Annotated in this window: 15 protein-coding genes; 6 read left to right on the plus strand and 9 right to left on the minus strand. The window is 62.7% G+C overall.

Translation table 11 applies throughout. From position 1 onward, the window contains the following. Positions 1-29 precede the first annotated feature (29 nt). Positions 30-926 carry a DMT family transporter gene (locus tag SLW75_RS06840; RefSeq protein ID WP_410930655.1) on the minus strand — a complete coding sequence of 299 codons (897 nt, stop codon included), beginning with the start codon at positions 924-926 and terminating at the stop codon, positions 30-32. Between the two features lie 137 nt (positions 927-1,063). Between SLW75_RS06840 and SLW75_RS06845 the strand changes: the two genes are divergently transcribed. Both SLW75_RS06845 and SLW75_RS06850 read left to right on the plus strand, forming a co-directional pair. Further along, positions 1,064-2,398: a PLP-dependent aminotransferase family protein gene (locus tag SLW75_RS06845; RefSeq protein WP_410934366.1), complete on the plus strand. Its 1,335-nt coding sequence runs from the start codon at positions 1,064-1,066 to the stop codon at positions 2,396-2,398. A 175-nt stretch (positions 2,399-2,573) separates the two neighbouring features. Further along, on the plus strand, positions 2,574-3,263 hold the full coding sequence (locus SLW75_RS06850) for an ATPase (RefSeq protein ID WP_296308444.1): 690 nt from the start codon (positions 2,574-2,576) through the stop codon (positions 3,261-3,263). Between the two features lie 234 nt (positions 3,264-3,497). Here the strand turns inward: SLW75_RS06850 and SLW75_RS06855 are convergent, their stop codons facing one another. Both SLW75_RS06855 and SLW75_RS06860 read right to left on the minus strand, forming a co-directional pair. After that, positions 3,498-5,921, minus strand: a complete 2,424-nt coding sequence (locus tag SLW75_RS06855) for a glucose/quinate/shikimate family membrane-bound PQQ-dependent dehydrogenase (RefSeq protein WP_410933994.1) — start codon at positions 5,919-5,921, stop codon at positions 3,498-3,500. A 223-nt stretch (positions 5,922-6,144) separates the two neighbouring features. Beyond that, positions 6,145-6,570, minus strand: a complete 426-nt coding sequence (locus SLW75_RS06860; RefSeq protein ID WP_410933995.1) for an NUDIX hydrolase — start codon at positions 6,568-6,570, stop codon at positions 6,145-6,147. A 245-nt stretch (positions 6,571-6,815) separates the two neighbouring features. Here SLW75_RS06860 and SLW75_RS06865 point away from each other — a divergent pair, with 245 nt between their 5' ends. Then, positions 6,816-7,211 carry an ester cyclase gene (locus SLW75_RS06865; protein ID WP_410933996.1) on the plus strand — a complete coding sequence of 132 codons (396 nt, stop codon included), beginning with the start codon at positions 6,816-6,818 and terminating at the stop codon, positions 7,209-7,211. Between the two features lie 61 nt (positions 7,212-7,272). Here the strand turns inward: SLW75_RS06865 and SLW75_RS06870 are convergent, their stop codons facing one another. From SLW75_RS06870 to SLW75_RS06880, 3 genes are read right to left on the minus strand one after another with little or no spacing between them, the layout of a single operon-like run. After that, complete coding sequence (locus SLW75_RS06870; RefSeq protein WP_410933997.1) at positions 7,273-8,490, minus strand: c-type cytochrome; 1,218 nt, start codon at positions 8,488-8,490, stop codon at positions 7,273-7,275. 10 nt (positions 8,491-8,500) lie between these two features. Continuing rightward, positions 8,501-10,693: a molybdopterin cofactor-binding domain-containing protein gene (locus SLW75_RS06875; RefSeq protein ID WP_410933998.1), complete on the minus strand. Its 2,193-nt coding sequence runs from the start codon at positions 10,691-10,693 to the stop codon at positions 8,501-8,503. An 11-nt stretch (positions 10,694-10,704) separates the two neighbouring features. Then, positions 10,705-11,157 (minus strand): (2Fe-2S)-binding protein, encoded by a 453-nt coding sequence (locus tag SLW75_RS06880; RefSeq protein ID WP_065988623.1) that lies wholly within the window; start codon positions 11,155-11,157, stop codon positions 10,705-10,707. A gap of 517 nt (positions 11,158-11,674) precedes the next feature. Here SLW75_RS06880 and SLW75_RS06885 point away from each other — a divergent pair. Continuing rightward, complete coding sequence (locus SLW75_RS06885) at positions 11,675-11,947, plus strand: DUF2790 domain-containing protein (RefSeq protein ID WP_065988622.1); 273 nt, start codon at positions 11,675-11,677, stop codon at positions 11,945-11,947. Between the two features lie 176 nt (positions 11,948-12,123). On the opposite strand, the gene SLW75_RS06890 is transcribed toward SLW75_RS06885, so the two are convergent. Next, positions 12,124-13,023, minus strand: a complete 900-nt coding sequence (locus SLW75_RS06890; protein WP_410933999.1) for a LysR family transcriptional regulator — start codon at positions 13,021-13,023, stop codon at positions 12,124-12,126. Between the two features lie 100 nt (positions 13,024-13,123). On the opposite strand from SLW75_RS06890, the gene SLW75_RS06895 reads away from it, so the two are divergent. Beyond that, positions 13,124-13,990, plus strand: coding sequence for an aldo/keto reductase family oxidoreductase (locus SLW75_RS06895; RefSeq protein ID WP_410934000.1), 867 nt, complete (start codon positions 13,124-13,126; stop codon positions 13,988-13,990). Positions 13,991-14,368: 378 nt separating this feature from the next. Here SLW75_RS06895 and yghU read toward each other — a convergent pair whose 3' ends face one another. Next, on the minus strand, positions 14,369-15,208 hold the full coding sequence (yghU, locus tag SLW75_RS06900; RefSeq protein WP_410934001.1) for a glutathione-dependent disulfide-bond oxidoreductase: 840 nt from the start codon (positions 15,206-15,208) through the stop codon (positions 14,369-14,371). Between the two features lie 70 nt (positions 15,209-15,278). Further along, positions 15,279-16,991, minus strand: a complete 1,713-nt coding sequence (locus tag SLW75_RS06905) for an amidase (protein WP_410934002.1) — start codon at positions 16,989-16,991, stop codon at positions 15,279-15,281. 590 nt (positions 16,992-17,581) lie between these two features. On the opposite strand from SLW75_RS06905, the gene SLW75_RS06910 reads away from it, so the two are divergent. Continuing rightward, complete coding sequence (locus SLW75_RS06910; protein WP_410934003.1) at positions 17,582-18,469, plus strand: DMT family transporter; 888 nt, start codon at positions 17,582-17,584, stop codon at positions 18,467-18,469. Positions 18,470-18,477: the final 8 nt, after the last annotated feature.

Here is an 18,477-nt window from a genome sequence, read left to right on the forward strand (position 1 = left end):
ACTGTTCAGCCGTCCTGACAGACCTGCTGCTAGCGTGAAAACCGCCGCGCGCCGGCAACGCACGCGATAACCCCGACGGTCACTCCCAGCATGCCCACGCTGACCTGTTCATGCAGAAGGGTTGCGGCCAGCGTCAGACCAAAAAAGGGCTGCAGCAACTGCAGCTGTCCCACCGCCGCGATTCCGCCCTGGGCCAGACCGCGGTACCAGAACACGAAGCCGATCAGCATGCTGAACAGCGACACGTAGCCCAGACTCACCCACGCCGGTGCGCTGATGGTGGCCAGAGCTGGCGGCGCGCTGAGCAGGGTCAAGATCAGCATCAGTGGCAATGCCAGCACCAGCGCCCAGCAGATGACCTGCCAGCCGCCGAGCGTCCGGGACAGCGTGGCACCTTCGGCGTAACCCAGGCCGCAGACGACAATCGCCAGCAGCATCAGCAGATCCCCCGCCGGCGACGCCGACAACCCTTGGGCACAGGCGAACCCCACTACCAGCGCACTGCCCAGCAACGAGAACACCCAGAACACCGGGCGTGGCCGCTCGCCGCCACGCAGCACGGCGAACACAGCCGTCGCCAACGGCAACAGGCCGACAAACACGATGGAGTGCGCCGACGTGACATATTGCAACGCCAGCGCGGTGAGCAGCGGGAAGCCGACCACCACGCCGCTGGCAACGATGAATAGCGGCATCAGTTGGTTGCGCTGCGGGCGCTTCTCTCGCAACACCAGCAGCAGACAGACCGCGACCAAGCCGGCAATCGACGCTCTGGCGACAGTCAGAAACAGCGGCGCAAACTCCAGCACGGCGATGCGCGTGGCCGGCAACGAACCGCTGAAAATGATCACGCCCATCAGGCCATTCAGCCATCCGGCAGTGGAGCGCTTTGTCGCCAGGGGCTGGACCATTGAAGAGATTTCCATGGGGTTCGGACTCCTGAGGTGCAGGCGTGAGGACGCCATTGCTGATTGAGGTTGAATTGCCAACGGGTCAATTGCCGTCAAGGCAGCGTAAGGGGCAGAATCAGTACAATCAAAGAATTGTCATGGATACAGCGTCTATGCCCCGCGCCCGCTACAAAACCCTTGTGGACCGATTTGCTGCGCAGATTGCGGCCGGTGAACTGGCGCCCGGGACGCGCCTGCCGACCCATCGTCAGTTGGCGGCGGCTGAAGGCCTGGCGCTGGTCACGGCGTCGCGGGTCTACGCCGAGCTGGAAGCCATGGGACTGGTGAGCGGCGAAACCGGGCGCGGCACCTTTGTCCGGGAAATCGCCCTGCCGCTCAGCCATGGCGTCGATCAACAGACCAGCACGCCCGGCGTCCTCGACCTCAATTTCAACTACCCGACGCTGCCGGGCCAGGCGGATCTGCTGCGCAACGGCCTTCGCCAACTGGCGTTGTCGGGTGATCTGGAGGCGCTGCTGCGCTATCAGCCCCATGCCGGCCGAAGCCATGAGCGCGCGTGCATGGCGCGGCACCTTGCTGCTCGGGGCTTAACGGTCGAGGCCGACGAGGTGGTGATCGTCAGTGGCGCGCAGCATGGCCTGTCGGTCATTGCGATGGCGTTGCTCAAACCGGGCGATGTGGTGGCGGTGGATGCGTTGACCTATTCGGGGTTCAAAGTGGTGGCCGACGCCCTCCGGCTGGAATTGCTCCCGATTTCCCATAACGATCACGGCCCCGATCTGAACGCCTTGGAAACACTCTGCCAGCGAAGGCGGATCAAGGCCGTCTACACGATGCCGACCCTGCACAACCCCATGGGCTGGGTGATGGACCTGCCGTGGCGCGAACACTTGGTGCGCATCGCTCGGCACCATGGGGTGCTGTTGATCGAAGACGCAGCGTATGCGTTCCTGGCCGAGGACCCGCCCGCACCGTTGAAGGCCCTGGCACCGGAGCTGACCGTCTACGTCTCGGGTTTCTCGAAAAACATCGCGACCGGACTGCGGGTGGGTTACGTGGTTGCGCCGCTGCCCTGGGTTTCGGCGATGGAGCGTGCGATCCGGGCGACGGTCTGGAATACCCCAGGGGTGATGACGTCGCTGGTCTGCGGCTGGATTGAGGACGGCACCGTCGCGCGTCTGGAGGCGGAAAAACGCCTGGACGCGCGGACCCGACAGACGCTCGCCCGGGAGCTGTTAATCGGGTTGAACGTCATCACTCACCCGGCGTCCTATTTTTTGTGGGTACAACTGCCTGAGGACGCCAGGGCCGACCAGGTGGCCATGGAGTTGCTGGCAAACAAGGTGGCGGTTTCGACTGCCGAACCCTTCGCCACCTCCAGCGTCGTCCCCCACGGAATTCGCCTGGCGTTGGGTTCTGTGGATCTTGAGGCGTTGCGGGTTGCGTTGCAGGCAGTGCGTCGGGCAGTCGGCCGCTTCGTGTATTGAACGGTGCGAAAGGTGAGGGCGGCAGCGGGCTTTGTTGAGGCATCGGTAACGGTGTTTCTCAAAGCGCCTACCATTCTTGAAATCGATAGTGAACATCACGGTAGGCGAGTTCTCTTTTTCCCGGAAGGGAGGAGGATGACCCCATACCGAACTGGCTTTAGAAGGACACCGCGCGATGAAAATCTCAACCCTGCTGACCCTCGTCGCCGTGCTGTCCAGCGGATTCGTCGCTACCGGTTCTGCTGTTGCGGCAGGCACTGTTTCCGCGGCGGACGCCGAGGCGTGCCATTTGCTGCCGGTGGTTGAAAGCCGTGTGGCATTGCAGTCTTCCCAACGCGTGGGTGTGCTCTACAGCGAAAACACCGTTGGCACCCTCGAATACCTTGAGCGTTATCACGCGGTGGCGCTGAAGGGCGTCAAGAACGGCGGGCTGGATTCGCGCATTCGCGAGGCGTTCGTCAACAGCTCCGACCCAAAGCTGGCGATGGACTGGCTGAAAGGTTCGTTGCAGAAGCAGTTTGCTTCAGTGACCGTGTACGACAACCTTGACGCGCTGATGCAGGCGCGGCCTGACGTGGTGGTCATGCTCGACACCTACAGCCGCTTGGTATCCCAGCGTAACTCTCAGGTCGAAGCGCGCTTCATTGCCACGTTCTACGATTCGAACCTGCAATACATCGGCAAGGCTGAAGGCTTGGGCGCCCAGGAGCTGAGCTCGGTGTGGGTCCACGGCAAGGCCGCCCCGGAAATCGCCGCGCAGATCAACCAGCAGCGCGACCTGCAGGTCAATGCCCTGAAGCAGTTTGATGTGTCCCTCAAAGCGCTGGTGACCACCGGGAAGACGGCGGAAGTGGCGAGTAATTGATCGCTGCCTACCAGCCTAACGCGGTTTGATAGTGGGACCGGCTTTAGCCGGGAAGAGGCCGGTTTGATCACCCTCAATTTCGCAGTGTGACGTCCGACGCTTTCCCGGCTAAAGCCGGTCCTACAGACTGCACGCGGTCCCACTGGGTGAATCCGGCCTGAGCCTTTCCCCTGACGCAACAAAAAACCGCTGCGCCCCTCCTCAAGGCGTCAGCGGTTTTTTTTGTGAGGGCGGTTACTTGCTGTCAGGCAGTGCGTAGGCAATCACGTAATCACCGCGATCCTTCGACTGACGGGCGCCGCCGGCGGTGATGACGATGTACTGCTTGCCGGTCTTAGGCGACACATACGTCATCGGGCCGCCCTGGCTGCCCACGGGCAAGCGGGCTTTCCAGGCTTCTTCGCCGTTGGCGCTGTTGAACGCGCGCAGGTAGTAGTCCTGGGTGCCGGCGATGAACACCAGACCGCCTTGGGTCGACAGCGTGCCCCCCAGCGTCGGCATGCCGATCGGCAAAGGCAGGTGCATTTTGATGCCCATCGGGCCGGTGTCCTGAACGGTGCCGACCGGCACTTGCCAGGCGATCTTTTGAGTCTTCATGTCGATGGCGGTCAACGTGCCGAACGGCGGCGCCTGGCACGGGATGCCCGCCACCGACAGGAAGCGGTTCTTGTTGACGGCGTACGGCGTGCCCTTCAGCGGGACGGCGCCCATGCCGGTATTCAACGCCTCACCGCCCGACGCCGCGATGGCGTCCTTCAGCTGCGGCACCATCTGAATCCACAGGCCCAGGCGCATGTCATTGACGAAGATGAAGCCGTGAACCGGATCGGTCGACAGGCTGCCCCAGTTCATCCCGCCCAGCGATCCCGGGAAACTCAGCGAAATATCAGTGCCCGGCGCGGTGAACAGGCCGTCGTAGCGCATCTTCTTGAACGAGATCCGGCACAGCAACTGGTCGAACGGTGTGGCGCCCCACATGTCCGATTCGGTCAGCGTCTGCGCACCGATCTGCGGCATGCCCACGGATTTTGGCTGGGTCGGCGAATACGGTTCGTTGGGGATATTCGACGCCTTGACCGGGACTTCCTTGACCTCGGTCAGCGGCTGGCCGGTGTGGCGATCGAGGACGAAAATCTGCCCGGCCTTGGTGCCAATGACCAGCGCCGGCACCTTGCTGCCGTCAGGCTTGGCGAAGTCGATCAGGCTCGGCTGCATCGGCAGGTCGAAATCCCACAGGTCGTTATGGACCGTCTGATACACCCACTTCTGCACGCCGGTGGTGGCGTCCAGTGCCAGCACCGAGGCGCCATAGGTGTGGTCAAGCTCGGTGCGTTTCACGCCATAAATGTCGGTGGACGAACTGCCCATCGGCAGGAACAGCGTGTTCATGGCCGGGTCGTAGGACATCGGTGCCCAGCTGTTCGGCGTGCTGCGCACATAGGTTTTGTCGGCGGCAGGCGCCTGTTTGTCTTCGGGATTGCCCGGATCGAACGCCCAGCGCATCTGCCCGGTGACCACGTCAAAGCCGCGGATCACGCCGCCCGGCATATCGGCCTGCACGTTGTCGGCCACGCGACCGCCAACCACCACCGTGGTCCCGGCCATCAGCGGCGCCGATGACAGTTGATAGTAGGAATCGGGCACGTTGCCCAGACCGGCTTTGAGGTCGACCTGGCCATTGTTGCCGAAGCCCTGGCAGAACTCGCCGGTGTCGGCGTCCACGGCAATCAGGCGCGCGTCGATGGTGTTGGTGAGCAGACGACGCTGGCAGTTGGCGCCAGCCGGCACAGCGACCGCCGCCGCAGGCCTGCTGCCATCGGTGGGTGGCGCAATGGCGGCGCTGGCATCGAAATAAGCCAGCCCGCGGCAGCGTTGCCACACGGCGGACTTGGCGTTGATGTCGTTCTTCCACAGCTGCTTGCCGGTGTCGGCGTCCAGCGCGATGACGTTGTTGTGCGGCGTGCAGATAAACACCTTGTCGCCGACCTGCAACGGGGTCATCTGGTCTTCGGCACCATTGCCGTCGCTAATGGCGACGTCGCCGGTGTGGTAGGTCCAGGCCGGCACCAGCTTGCTGACGTTGTCGCGGTTGATCTGGTCCAGCGCGGCGAAGCGGCTGCCGCCTTCATCGTTGCCGTAGTGCGCCCAGTCTTTCTGCGCGTGGGCAGGATCGACTTTGGTCAGCCCCGGGCCAGTCCCCGTAGGCGACACCGACGCATGGGGCTGAAACATGCCCCAGGATCCGGCGACGATCGCCAGCGCCAGCACGCCGCCAACGACGTAACCGCCGCGACCGGCTGCGTGGCCATTGGCCTTGCGCAGGGAAGGGTAGATCAGCGCGACCAGCAGGCTCAACACGCCGAGGGCAAACAGCCGGGAAACCAGCGGCCAGAACACCAGCCCGGCGTCCACCAGCGCCCAGATCAGCGTCAGCAGCATCACCGCTGCAAACAGCCACGCGCCTGACAGGCGACGTCGGAACAGCAGGACGGCCGAGACAATCAGGCCCAGGCCGGCCAGCAGGAAATACGCACTGCCGCCCAGCGTGACGAGGTAGCCGCCGCCCGCTGCGAAGAGTAATCCGAAAACCAGCACGCCCAGCGCAACGACCCGAATGGGCCAGCGGCTGGCGGCTGCCGAAGAAGGTGAGTGATTCATGAGGCATTCCTGCTGACGCGAAGAAGGGCCGGGGACGACCGATCAAGTGATTTGAGGACAAGGGTTCACAGCGTGATGGCTGCCAGGCGTATCGCTTACGGCATATCCGTCGTGTAATTAACCGGTTAGTTAATTCCGGCGACGATAGCAAAAAACGCATTGCCTGCGTCAATTTGTCTCTGTCAGAGGGGCTCGCGCGGAGCGCCGTCGGGAGCTGAACCTGTCAGCGCTGCTGATCCATGAACGCTCGCAGACGCTGTTGCAGGCGGTCCACAGCGTTGTCCATCGAGAGAAACGCGTCGACCGCCATCACTTGCCAGCGCTGGCCTTCATCGCCGAACACCACCTGATCGAATAAACCCTCGGCCACTTCAGCGACGAAGAACCAGGTGTCGAGCCCGTCGACGCCCTGACCCGGGTAGACCTGCTTGTGAGTGAAGGTAGCGGGGTCGAGGACGATGCCGAATTCCTCCATCGTCTCCCGCACGGCGCATTCTTCCGGCGTCTCCTGGCCCTCACGCCCGCCGCCGGGTAGGTCCCACAGGTTCGGCCAGGGGATCTCGGGTTTGTCATCGCGTTGATAGGTGAGCAGCGTGCCATTGCACAGGATCGCGACTTTTGCGCCGGAGAAAGAAGGATGTACGGACATGATTGCGCCTTGATGAAGTCAGTGCGGATAACACTAGCAGTGTCGGCCTGAAACATGCAGCCAACGGCAACCACACACTGCAGTCATCGAGTGAAACCGGCTTCAGCCGGGAAAGCGTCAGTGGTCGCACTGCAAAATTGATGGTGTTCACGCTGGCCTCTTCCCGGCTGAAGCCGGTCCTACCAAGCATCGCGTGCATCCATGGATACTAACATTCATGCGAACCACCCACACCGGGAGAAACGATGAACAACCAGACACTGAAGGACTTCTACACCGGCTACATCGACTGCCTCAATCGCCAGGATTGGGCTGCCTTGGGCGATTTCGTCGGCGATGAGGTGCGTTACAACGGCGAGCGCGTAGGCCTGGCCGGCTACCGGCAGATGCTGGAACGGGATTTTCGCGCCATCCCTGACCTGCGTTTTGTCATCGATCTGCTGATCGCAGAGCCACCGCACATCGCCGCAAGGCTGACGTTCGATTGCACGCCGGTGGGCGAGCTGTTCGATGTGCCGGTGAATGGGAGGAGGGTGCAGTTTACGGAGAACGTGTTCTACACATTTGCGGCGGGGCGTATCGTCAACGTCGAGTCGGTGATCGACAAGGCGGCGGTGGCGGCGCAGGTGCTGAAGACCTGAACCGCCGAATGGCCCGGCAGCACGGCTGACTCACAGGAGAGCCAGCCGCGCTGCCGCTCCATCAATGCAACGCGCTGGCGCGATTTTTAGCGACGTCTTCGGCTTTGATCTCGCCGTCGCTCTTACCGAACCGACGCAGCACGAAGGTGCTCACGGCGGCCAGTTCAGCGTCGCTGTAACTGCGGGCGAAATCAGGCATGCGCTGATCGACCCGTGCCGCCGTTGGCGTATGACCTTCCAGCAACGTCGCCATCACGTTCCGGCCTTTGGGGTCGTTGACGGTTTTCAAGCCCGCCAACCCGCCTGCCGGGGACTGCCGGCCACTGCCGTCGATCTGGTGGCAGGCCACGCAGGTGTCGTTGAACAGCTTCTGACCAAGACCCTTTTGCAGTGCGGCATCGTTCATCACCATGCTTGGGCGGGGGATGCCTTCGCTTCGTGCCGGCGTGCTCTTGAGGTACACCGCGATGGCTTTCAGGTCCGCCGGATCGAGGTAGCGCAGGCTGTGCTCGACGGCGTCACCCATTGGGCCGCCCGCGCCGCCGAAACCGGCCGCGTAACCCTTCGACAAGTAGCTGACGATGGCGTCTTCCGGCCAGGCACCGATGCCGTATTTGGCGTCGGAGCTGATGTTGTAGGCCATCCAGTTGCCCAGTTCAGCACCTGCCAAAGAATTGCCGGAGCTCATCGCCTGGAAGACGTTGCGTGGGGTGTGGCACTCGCCGCAGTGGCCTGGGCCCTGCACCAGGTACGCGCCGCGATTCCATTCAGGCGATTGCTTGCTGTCCGGGACGAAGCGTTCGTTGCCGGCGAACATCGCGTTCCAGAACATCATTCCCCAACGCTGATTGAACGGGAACGAAATCTTGTTCTCTGGCGGCATCTGCTTGACCGGCTCAAGGCTGAACAGGTAGCCCTTGATCGCCAGGATGTCTTCGCGGGACATCAGCGTGTACGAGGTGTAAGGGAAGGCCGGGTAGTAATGCTTGCCGTCCTTGCCCACGCCTTTCTGCAGGGCGTCGACGAACTCGTCGTCGGTCCAGTTGCCGATACCGGTCTCTTTGTCCGGGGTGATGTTGGGCGAATACAGGCTGCCGAACGGCAACTTGAATTCCAGCCCGCCGGCGTACGGCTTGCCGCCCGGCACGACGTGGCAGGCCACGCAATCAGCGGCGCGGGTCAGGTATTCGCCCTTGCTCATCGCCGGGGTGTCGCTCGCGTAAACGGTGCTGGCCAGCAAACCGGCCACAAGTCCGAGCGCAGTGTTGAAAACGTTCATGACGCGCTCCTTAAACAGTGAAATAGCCAGAACGGCTCAACGGCAAACGACGCTCACGCACACCGGTCGCGGCGTACACGGCGTTAACCAGCGCGGCCGCAGCGGGCACTGCGCCGGTTTCACCGACACCGCCAGGGGTCTCGACGCTCTCGACGATGTGCACTTCCACCGGCGGCGCGTCGCTCATGCGGATCTGCCGGTACTCGTGGAAGTTGGTCTGCTGCACTTGACCCTTCTCGACGAGGATTTCGTTGAACAGCGCGGCCGACAGACCGAACAGCGTGCCGCCTTCCATCTGCGACGCCACGGAGGTCGGGTTGGTGGCAAAGCCGCAGTCGATGACCGTCACCAGCCGTTTGATGCGCAGGCCTTTTTCGCCTTCCTTCTCCAGCTCGACGATGGTGGCGACGAAGCTGCCGAACACCGCCGTCACCGCCACGCCACGGCCCGAACCGGCAGGCAGTGGCTTGTCCCACTCCACCAGTTGCGCGGCCTTGGTCAGCACCGCTTGCGCGCGGGGTTGCGACTGCATCAGCGCCAGGCGGTATTTCACCGGATCGACCTTGGCGTTGTGGGCCAACTCGTCGATGAAGCACTCGATGGCGTAGGTGCTGCGCAACGGTCCGACGCCACGCCACCACGAAACCGGAATCACCTCGGGGTCGTGACGGATGTAGCGCACCTGCAGGTTGGGCAGGGTGTAGATCGGGTCCTTCGCCACTTCGACGGCATCGCCATCGACGCCGTCAGCCGGCAATGCGCCGATGTAGGCAGCGACCACCGAAGCACCGGCGATGCGATGCTCCCAGCCCACCGGACGCAGGTCTTTGTCCAGCGCCGCATTGAGGCGGTCGACGTAGTGCGGACGATAACGGTCGTGGGTCATGTCCTCTTCGCGGCTCCAGATCAGCTTGATCGGGTAGCTGAGCTGGCGTGCGATGTCCACGGCCTGGAAGATGAAGTCCGACTCCAGACGACGGCCGAAACCACCACCGATCAACTGGTTGTGGATCACCACCTTTTCCACCGGCATGCCGCAGACTTTGGCGGCGCCTGCCTGGGCCATCCCCGGCGCCTGGCAGCCGACCCACAACTCGCACGCGTCGGCGCGCACATGGGCGACGCAGGTCATCGGCTCCAGCGGCGAGTGGGACAGGAAGGGTTGCTCGTAGATCGCTTCGAAGCGGCTGGAAGCGTTTTTCAGCGCGCCGGCGATGTCACCGGACTGGTGCGCGAACACACCATCGCCAGCGCTGGCGTCGAACAGCGATTTGTCCAGCTGGGCGGAATCCAGACCGGCGTGGGGGCCGAGGTCCCAGTCGATGTCCAGCGCCTTGAGCGCTTGCTGGCAGGACCAGAAATTGCTCGCCGTTACCGCCACCGCGTTGTCCAGCCGCACGATATCGCGCACGCCAGGGATATTGCGCGCAGCGTCTTCATTCTTCACGCCGCGCAGTTTGCCGCCGTGAACCGGGCAGGTGAGGGTGGAGGCAATCAGCATCCCCGGCACTTGCAGGTCGATGGTGAATTTCGCCGTGCCGTTGACCTTGTTCGGCGTATCCAGTCGCTGGACCGGTTTGCCCAGCAGTTTGAATTCGCTGACGGCTTTGAGCGGGATGTCGGTTGGCAGCGGTAACTTCGCCGCGGCATCCACCAGCTCGCCGTAACCGGCACTTTGACCGTTCGGGCCGATGACCCGGCCGTTCTCGGCATGGCACTGGCTCGGCGCGACTTTCCAGCGCATCGCCGCGGCCTGGATCAGCACGATGCGCGCGCTGGCGCCGGCCTTGCGCAGGGGCTCCCAACTGTAGCGGGTGGAGGTCGAACCGCCGGTGGCCTGGAAGCTCAGCAGCGCGTCGGTGTACAGCGCTGCATTGGGCGGCGCCTCGGTGATGGTGATCTGGCTCAACGGCACTTCGAGCTCTTCGGCGACCATCATGGCGATGCCGGTCTGCACGCCCTGGCCCATTTCGATCTTCGGCGAAATCAGCGTGACGGCGCCGCTGTGATCAATGCGCACGAAAGCGCCATAGCCTTGCTCGGCGTTGTCGCCCAGGCTCGCGCCCTTGACCAGGTCGGCGGCGAAGCTGCGGGTGACGGTCGCCGGCAGGTAAGTGCCAATGACCAGCCCGCCCAGCAGCGCACTGCCTTTGAGCAATCCACGACGCGAGAGCATCGCGGCAGATGATTGTGATTCGGACATGATGACTTCCTTCAGGCCTGGCTGACGCTTTTGATGGCGGCGCGAATGCGGGTGTAGGTGGCGCAGCGGCAAAGGTTGCCCGACATGGCGTTGACGATCTGCTCGTCGTTGGCTTTGGGGTGTTCCTGCAACAGCGCGACGGCCGACATGATCTGCCCCGGCTGGCAGTAGCCGCATTGCACGACTTCATGGTCCAGCCAGGCTTTCTGTACCGCCTGACCCACAGCCTGCTCGCCGACGGCTTCGATGGTCGTGACCTTGCGGCCCGCCACGGCGCTGACCGGCAGCACGCACGAGCGCACGGCCTGGCCGTCCAGGTGCACGGTGCACACGCCGCACTGGGCGATGCCGCAGCCGTACTTGGTGCCGGTCAGGCCCATCACGTCGCGCAGGACCCACAACAATGGCATGTCGTCGGCGACATCCAGGTCGTGCTCCTGGCCGTTAATCATCAATTTCTGCATTGCAACCTCAGAAGGTCATCACGGTTGACGCACTGCGTCACGAGCGGAGTCGTGAGGCGGCATCAAGGCTTCGGTTTTTTTAAAAAAATAGCGCCGTGCCAGTGGCCAGCGCTTTATAGAGGTCTGCTCGGACATCTTGGGGTTCGGGACGAGTCAGCGGGACGAATGGTAGTACGTTCGTCATTGGAAATGTTTGATTGCACTGAAAATATTTCTCGGAGACAGTTGAATGCCCCGCGACAACATGACGCGCTTCGGGAAAGTGCAGCGCCAGGATCTGCCGCACTCTAAAGGGTGTTGGCGAAGCGGACATCAGTGGCGCATAAAGTTGTGGGTAACGGAAGATGCAAAGGACTATTACGGGAATTGAACTAATAACTATGCGCATCGATGGCGGTGATGGGCTTTATCGATTTTAAGTATTTATCATCGGCGAGGATCACGAACAGAATGGCCCCAGAAGCAAACGACAAGCGCTTTGCTCCCTTACTACTTAATGAACTTCTGGAGAACGACCATGAAAGTATTAACCTTCGCCGCCCTGTCCCTTGTCAGTGTGTTCGCCGCTGCCGGCGAACGCCCGGCCACCCACCAGCAGCCCTCGACCCAGGTTGAACAATACAACCGTCACAAAGGCATCGACGTCGCTAAAGTGATCAGCATCAAAAACGCTCAGGACCCACAGAAAGTTGATGGTCCCGTGCAATCCACCATGGTGTATGTTGACCACGCCGGCGTGACCCACAGCCTTGACTACACCATCATGGGCTACGGTCGTCAAAATGGTTAATCGCCAGTGCCCTGGCGGCTTCAATTACAAACGCTATAAAAGAAACGCTGCATTGAATGCAGCGTTTTTTTTTTGCGTGATTATTGAGCTGGAACGTTCCGTTGTATCGTTCGCCATGAACGTGTTCCAGCCGCTTATTTATTTAAAGGCTCATTACGTGTTGGCGCCGATGAGGGTTACCCACGCCGCTGGATGAAGTCCAGAAATGCTCTCAGTGGTGATGGCACATAGCGCCGGCCGGGGTAATACAGAAACGGCCCGCTGAAACGCGGCCACCAGGGTTCGAGTACCGGTTCCAGTGCGCCGCTGTCGAGATGGGGGCGCAACCAGTCTTCGAACAACGAAACGATGCCCAGGCCGTCGATGGCGGTTTGCACGGAGAGGTCCACTGCGCCGCCAATCCGCACGATGAGTGGGCCGGTCGGGTCGACACGAACTTCTTCCCCGTCACGCTCGTATTCCCACAGTGGAATAGAACCGCTGGGGAATTTGCCGCGCAGGCAACTGTGGTTCAACAGATCACGCGGATGCTCGGGCCGGCCCCGGGCGTCGAGGTACGCCGGCGAGGCCGCCGTCGCGAAACGCTGAACGCGCGGGCCGATGGGCACGGCGATCATGTCTTGTTCCAGGCGGTCGTCGTAGCGGATGCCCGCGTCGCAGCCGGCGGCGAGCATGTCGACGAAGCTTTCCTCGGTGATCACTTCCATGCGGATGTCCGGGTGCGCTTGCAGGAACGGGGTGATGATTGCCGGGAGTATCAGGCGAGCGGCGCTGACCGGTACGTTAAGCCTGAGCGTGCCGGAAGGGCGGTCGCGAAAATCGTTGACCACGTCCAGCGCCGATTCGACTTCCCCGAGCGCCGGTACAATCCGTTCCATCAGCCGCGCGCCGGCTTCCGTCGGCACGACGCTGCGCGTGGTGCGGTTGAGCAAGCGCACGCCCAGCCTCGATTCCATGCGTCGAACCGCGTCGCTGAGGCTGGATGCCGACTTGCCACTCAACCGTGCGCCTTCCCGAAAACCGCCCGCGTTGACCACGGCCACGAAGGCCAGCAAATCCTGAATGTCTGTTGCCATTGTCCGCTCACTCGTACAACCCGTGCCGATTGCACCTGATTATCAGCGCATCGGTCAACGCCTATAGTCGTCCTACATTCTTGATCACGAGGCGTTACCCATGAGCCAGGCCAGCAAGGCAGGACAGTTTTCATTCGGCGGTCGCACCGTCAACCGCATGGGCTACGGTGCCATGCAACTGGCCGGGCCGGGCGTTTACGGACCGCCGAAAGACCACGCGGCTGCAATCGCCGTGTTACGTGAAGCGCTGGCGGCCGGGGTCAACCATATCGACACTGCCGACTTCTATGGCCCTCACGTCACTAACCGCCTGATCCGCGAAGCCCTGCATCCTTATAGCGACGAGTTGCTGATCGTCACCAAGGTCGGCGCGTCGCGAGGCACTGACGCGTCATGGAACGCTGCCAATAGCCCGTCGGAGTTGGTGAGCGCGGTGCACGACAATCTGCGCAATCTCGACGTCGAAGCGCTGCACGTGGTGAACTTCAGGGCGTGGGGCACCGGGCATTCCCCGGACCAGCAGTCGATTGCCGAGCAGTTCAGCGCGTTGGCCGAGTTGCAGCGTCAGGGGCTGATTCAGCACTTGGGCCTGAGCAACGTCAGCGCCAAGCAGGTCACTGAAGCGCAGAGCATTGCCGAGGTGGTCTGCGTGCAAAACCACTACAACCTGGCCCACCGGGATGACGAGCAGTTGATCGCCGAACTCGGCAAGCAGGGCATCGCCTACGTGCCGTTCTTCCCGCTGGGCGGGTTCACACCCTTGCAGTCGCAGACGCTGTCGGACGTCGCCACACGCCTCGACACCTCGCCGATGTGCGTGGCCCTGGCGTGGCTGCTGCAGCGTGCGCCCAACCTGCTGCTGATTCCGGGCACCTCGTCGGTGGCGCATCTTCACGAAAATCTAAGCGCCACCGAGCTGGTCATTCCGCCAGACATGCTCGTCGAACTCGACGGCCAGGGCGCCTGATTCATTATTGTCAGCAGGACCGGCTTTGGCCGGGAAGAGGCCTGTGTGAACACCTTCAATTTTGCAGCGTGACGACCGACGCTTTCCCGGCTGAAGCCGGTCCTACATCCAGCATCCGCGGTGAATCTGGATGGATGCGGTGTCCTCGTGGGACCGGCTTTGGCCGGGAAGAGGCCGGTCCTACACCCAGCATACGCGGTGCCTCTGGCTGGATGCGGTGTCCTCGTAGGACCGGCTTTAGCCGGGAAGAGGCCGGTGTGAACACCCTCGGATTTGCAGCGTGACGACCGACGCCTTCCCGGCTGAAGCCGGTCCTGCAAAGAGCACGCGGTGCTCGCAGGGGACCGGTTCAACAGCCACTCAACGCCTGGATTTTTGTCAATCCAGGTCCGACGCATCATGCCGTTCCGGCACTTGGGTGGCTTCATCGCCCCAGGTCCGGTTGACCCGCATTCCGCGAATGACCGCTGGCCGTTGGGCAATGGTTTCGGCCCAGCGCTGCACGTGGGTGTATTCGTGAGCAGCAAGGAATTCGGCGGCGCCGTACACGGTGTTGCGCACCACTTGTCCGTACCACGACCACACGGCGATGTCGGCGATGGTGTAGCTGTCGCCGGCCAGGTAGGCGCTTTCGCTGAGGCGGCGATCAAGCACGTCCAACTGACGCTTGGCCTCCATGGTGAAGCGGTCGATCGCGTATTCGAATTTCTCCGGCGCGTACACATAGAAATGCCCGAAGCCGCCACCCAGATATGGCGCAGCGCCCATCTGCCAGAACAGCCAGTTTAGGGTTTCGGTGCGGCCGGCCAAGTCCTTGGGCAGCAACTCGCCAAATTTCTCCGCCAGATACAGCAGGATCGAACCGGACTCGAACACGCGAAGGCCCGGCTCGACGCTGCGATCCAGCAGCGCAGGGATTTTCGAGTTGGGGTTGATGTCGACGAAGCCGCTGCCGAACTGATCCCCCTCATTGATACGGATCAGCCAGGCGTCATATTCCGCGCCGCTGTGGCCGAGGGTGAGCAGCTCTTCCAGCAGGATCGTCACCTTGACGCCGTTGGGCGTGGCCAGTGAATACAGCTGCAGCGGGTGTTTGCCAACCGGCAGGACCTTTTCATGGGTCGGCCCTGCAGTCGGGCGGTTGATGCTGGCGAACTGGCCGCCGGAGGGCGCTTCGTGTTTCCACACGGTAGGCGGGACGTAGGGTGCCTTGCTCATTGAACACATCTCCTGAGGGTCAGTTTTGGCGTGTCGGATCGAGGCGCGCAGGCCCCGATCCGTTCGGTGATTAACGGGCGGACGACAGCGGCGGCGTGCGCGGTGGAATCTGGCGCTTGCTGCCGATGGATTCGAATGCCGAAGCGAAGCGCAGCAGGGCGGAATCGTCGTAAGCCCGGCCGGCAAAGGTCAGGCCCACGGGCATGCCAATGTCGGCCATCACGCCCATCGGCACGGTGACGGTGGGCACGCCGAGGTGGCGGATCGCGAGGTTGCCGTTAGCGACCCAGACGCCGTTGCTCCAGGCGATGTCGGCGGAGGCCGGGTTGACGTCGGCATCGGCCGGCGCCACGTCGGCCACGGTCGGAAACAGCACCGCATCCAGCCCGAGCTTCTGCATCCAGTCTTCGAGGTCAATGCGCCGGGTGTGTTCCAGTCCGCGCAAGCCGTCGGCCAGTGAGTCGATCTGCTCCCACGGCGTGATGCCGCGCTCGGCCATCTTCACGTACTCGTCCATGCCCGCGGCGAGATCGCCCTCGCGGTTGGGCAGGGTCCCAGGGTCATGGGGGAAGATCAGCGGGCCGTTGACGTCGGCCAGGCGGTTCAGCTTCGGGTCGCCGTTGGCTTGCAGGAAATCATCGAAGGCCCACGCAGTGAGGTCCCACAGTTCGTGGTGCAGAAATGCCTTCGAGACGATGCCGCGGTTGTAGACCGTCGGCGCGCCGGGACGATCGCCTTCGCAATTGGAGACCAGCGGGAAGTCCACCTCGATCACTTCAGCGCCCTGGGCTTCGAGTGCCTGGCGCGCCTGTTTCCAGAGGTCGATCACCGACGCGCGGGTGATGATGCGCTGGCCGGTGGGGCCGCCGATGCCTGGAGCTTCGGACGTCCCGGCTTCTGGGTCGGCATTGATGTACATGCGCGGCACGCCGAAGCGTTTGCCGGCCAGGGTTTGCGGGCTGGCGGCGAGCTCGGCGTAGGACGCCGGGCGTACCGAGTCGACCGAGGGAATCGGCACCCACGGCTGCAAGCGCCACAGGTCGCCGCGGGTGTCCGGGTCTTCGGCGACTACCACGTCCAGTACTTCAAGCAGGTCGGCCATGGTTCGGGCGAAGGGCACGACCACGTCCATGGTCGGCGTCAGGGGCCAGTTGCCGCGTACCGAAATCACCCCGCGCGACGGCGTGTAGGCGCACAAACCGTTGTTCGACGCAGGGCCACGGCCGCTCGACCAGGTTTCTTCGGCGAGCCCGAACGCCGCGAAACTCGCCGCCGTTGCAGTGCCGGCGCCATTGGACGATCCGGATGCAAACGGTGCCGTCAGGAAGCCCGCGTTGTAGGGGCTTTCGGCGCGGCCATACACGCCTCGCTGCATGCCGCCATTGGCCATCGGCGGCATATTGGTCTTGCCCAGACAAATTGCGCCAGCGCCACGCAGTCGCTCGATGGTGAAGGCGTCGCGGTGGGCGACCAGTTCGGCAAACGCCGGGCTGCCCGACGCGGCCGTGAGGCCTTTAACCAGATAACTGTCTTTGGCGGTGTAGGGAATACCGTCCAGAGGCCCGAGGGTTTCGCCTCGCGCGCGACGGTCGTCGGACGCCTGGGCCTCGTCGATGGCCTGGGGATTGCGCACGACCACGGCGTTAAGCGCGGTGGCGGTGTCGGCGCCGTCGTAGGCGTCGATTCTGGCGAGGTAGGCCTGGACCAGTTCGACGGCAGTGGTCTGGCCGGCTTCAAGGGCCGCGCGCAGTTGCGCGATGGAGACTTCGGTGACTTCGATCATGGCTGCTCCGACCGTGAGAGGGCCAAGCGGCGGGCAAGGGGACTGTCGAGCAGGCTTTCGAACAGAGAGCAGGGGCGTCTCAGAAGAAGAGTGGGCATATCGCTTCCCGTTGCGCGGCAGGGCCGGGCTGGTTTGAAACCGACTGAGGCATGGCTGTGCAACGCAGGCTCAAGTCGGCAGGCGTATTCGTGAGACGCACATTATGCCTACGCCATGTGTTTGTCGCGAGGCTTGCGCTGGGGCGCTTCACCCGAGCCTTGCAGGAAGTTCGGCTGTCGCCGCACATGCGCTATGGCGAAAGGCTTACACGTCATCGGGCAATGTCTCCCTGTACACCGAACCGCGACAAGCGCAATCTAGACACATCAACGGAGGCGCTGGATGTGCTTCTCAGGTCATGGATGATCCACCATTTGCCGGGACGGCTGCTGACAGGATGTTGGAATGGTGTTGATAGAAAAGAACCCGCTCAGGCGGGTTTTTTATTGACCTGGATAAAGTGGGCGACGCTCTCAAGGCAAATTGCGCGGGGCGCCTGGGCCGACTTCTGTGGTTAACTCCTGCGCATCATTTTCGTGGCAGGCCTTGCAATGACTCCCCATCACGGCGCGCACCGGCAAGTCATCGGCATGTGGTTGATGGCGGGCGTGGCGCTGACGTTCGCCAGTCATGACGCGATTTCCAAGACGCTGATCTATTCCCTGCCGGTGATCTTCGTCGCGTGGGCCCGCTACCTCGTTCACTCAACCCTGGTGACCACCGTGCTGCTGCGCAACGGCGGCGCTAAAGTCTTCCACACCCGACGGCCCTGGCTGCACCTGCTGCGGGCGGTGGTGTTGCTCGCCGACAGCCTGTCTTTCCTGTTTGGCCTGACCCACGTGCCGATTGCCGAATCCACGGCGCTGGTCTTCCTTGCGCCTGCTTTTGTAACGATCCTGTCGCCGCTGATCTTCGGCATCAAGGCGGATCGCTGGCAGTGGGGTTCGGTGGTGCTTGGCTTCATTGGCGTGCTGGTGATCATTAACCCGGCCAGCGATGCCTTCTCGCTGTGGATGTTGTTTCCGCTGGCGACCGCGCTGTTCTTCGCGCTGTATCAACTGCTCACGCAACTGGCGGGGGAGACGGACAGCCCGTCGGTGTGCAGCTTTTACGTCGGCGTTTTTTGCACCCTGATCCTCAGCGCAATTGTGCCGTTCTACTGGGCCGATCCCGATTGGCTGCAGCTGGGCTTGCTGCTCGTGCTGGGCGGTCTGGGTTTGTGCGCCCACTTTCTGATGGCCAAGTCCTATCGCTATGCGTCCTCGTCCGTGCTTGCACCGCTGGGTTACCTGCAGATCATCTTCGCGGTGGCTTACGGGATTCTGCTGTTCGGCAACTACCCGGGCACCGCCTCGATGTTTGGCATCGGGCTGGTCTTCCTCAGCGGCCTGATGGTGTACGCCAGACGCCAACCCGTGGCGCCTGCGCGCCAGCTCTGATCCAAGAT

Origin of the sequence: Pseudomonas sp. W5-01 (genome assembly GCF_046540435.1) — a bacterium.
GTDB lineage: Bacteria > Pseudomonadota > Gammaproteobacteria > Pseudomonadales > Pseudomonadaceae > Aquipseudomonas > Aquipseudomonas graminis_B.

Bases quoted from the DNA above. Each gene is read 5' to 3' on its own strand.
- SLW75_RS06840 (WP_410930655.1), bottom strand. From the start codon at position 926: ATGGAAATCTCTTCAATGGTCCAGCCCCTGGCGACAAAGCGCTCCACT.
- SLW75_RS06845 (WP_410934366.1), top strand. From the start codon at position 1,064: ATGCCCCGCGCCCGCTACAAAACCCTTGTGGACCGATTTGCTGCGCAG.
- SLW75_RS06850 (WP_296308444.1), top strand. From the start codon at position 2,574: ATGAAAATCTCAACCCTGCTGACCCTCGTCGCCGTGCTGTCCAGCGGA.
- SLW75_RS06855 (WP_410933994.1), bottom strand. From the start codon at position 5,921: ATGAATCACTCACCTTCTTCGGCAGCCGCCAGCCGCTGGCCCATTCGG.
- SLW75_RS06860 (WP_410933995.1), bottom strand. From the start codon at position 6,570: ATGTCCGTACATCCTTCTTTCTCCGGCGCAAAAGTCGCGATCCTGTGC.
- SLW75_RS06865 (WP_410933996.1), top strand. From the start codon at position 6,816: ATGAACAACCAGACACTGAAGGACTTCTACACCGGCTACATCGACTGC.
- SLW75_RS06870 (WP_410933997.1), bottom strand. From the start codon at position 8,490: ATGAACGTTTTCAACACTGCGCTCGGACTTGTGGCCGGTTTGCTGGCC.
- SLW75_RS06875 (WP_410933998.1), bottom strand. From the start codon at position 10,693: ATGTCCGAATCACAATCATCTGCCGCGATGCTCTCGCGTCGTGGATTG.
- SLW75_RS06880 (WP_065988623.1), bottom strand. From the start codon at position 11,157: ATGCAGAAATTGATGATTAACGGCCAGGAGCACGACCTGGATGTCGCC.
- SLW75_RS06885 (WP_065988622.1), top strand. From the start codon at position 11,675: ATGAAAGTATTAACCTTCGCCGCCCTGTCCCTTGTCAGTGTGTTCGCC.
- SLW75_RS06890 (WP_410933999.1), bottom strand. From the start codon at position 13,023: ATGGCAACAGACATTCAGGATTTGCTGGCCTTCGTGGCCGTGGTCAAC.
- SLW75_RS06895 (WP_410934000.1), top strand. From the start codon at position 13,124: ATGAGCCAGGCCAGCAAGGCAGGACAGTTTTCATTCGGCGGTCGCACC.
- yghU (WP_410934001.1), bottom strand. From the start codon at position 15,208: ATGAGCAAGGCACCCTACGTCCCGCCTACCGTGTGGAAACACGAAGCG.
- SLW75_RS06905 (WP_410934002.1), bottom strand. From the start codon at position 16,991: ATGATCGAAGTCACCGAAGTCTCCATCGCGCAACTGCGCGCGGCCCTT.
- SLW75_RS06910 (WP_410934003.1), top strand. From the start codon at position 17,582: ATGACTCCCCATCACGGCGCGCACCGGCAAGTCATCGGCATGTGGTTG.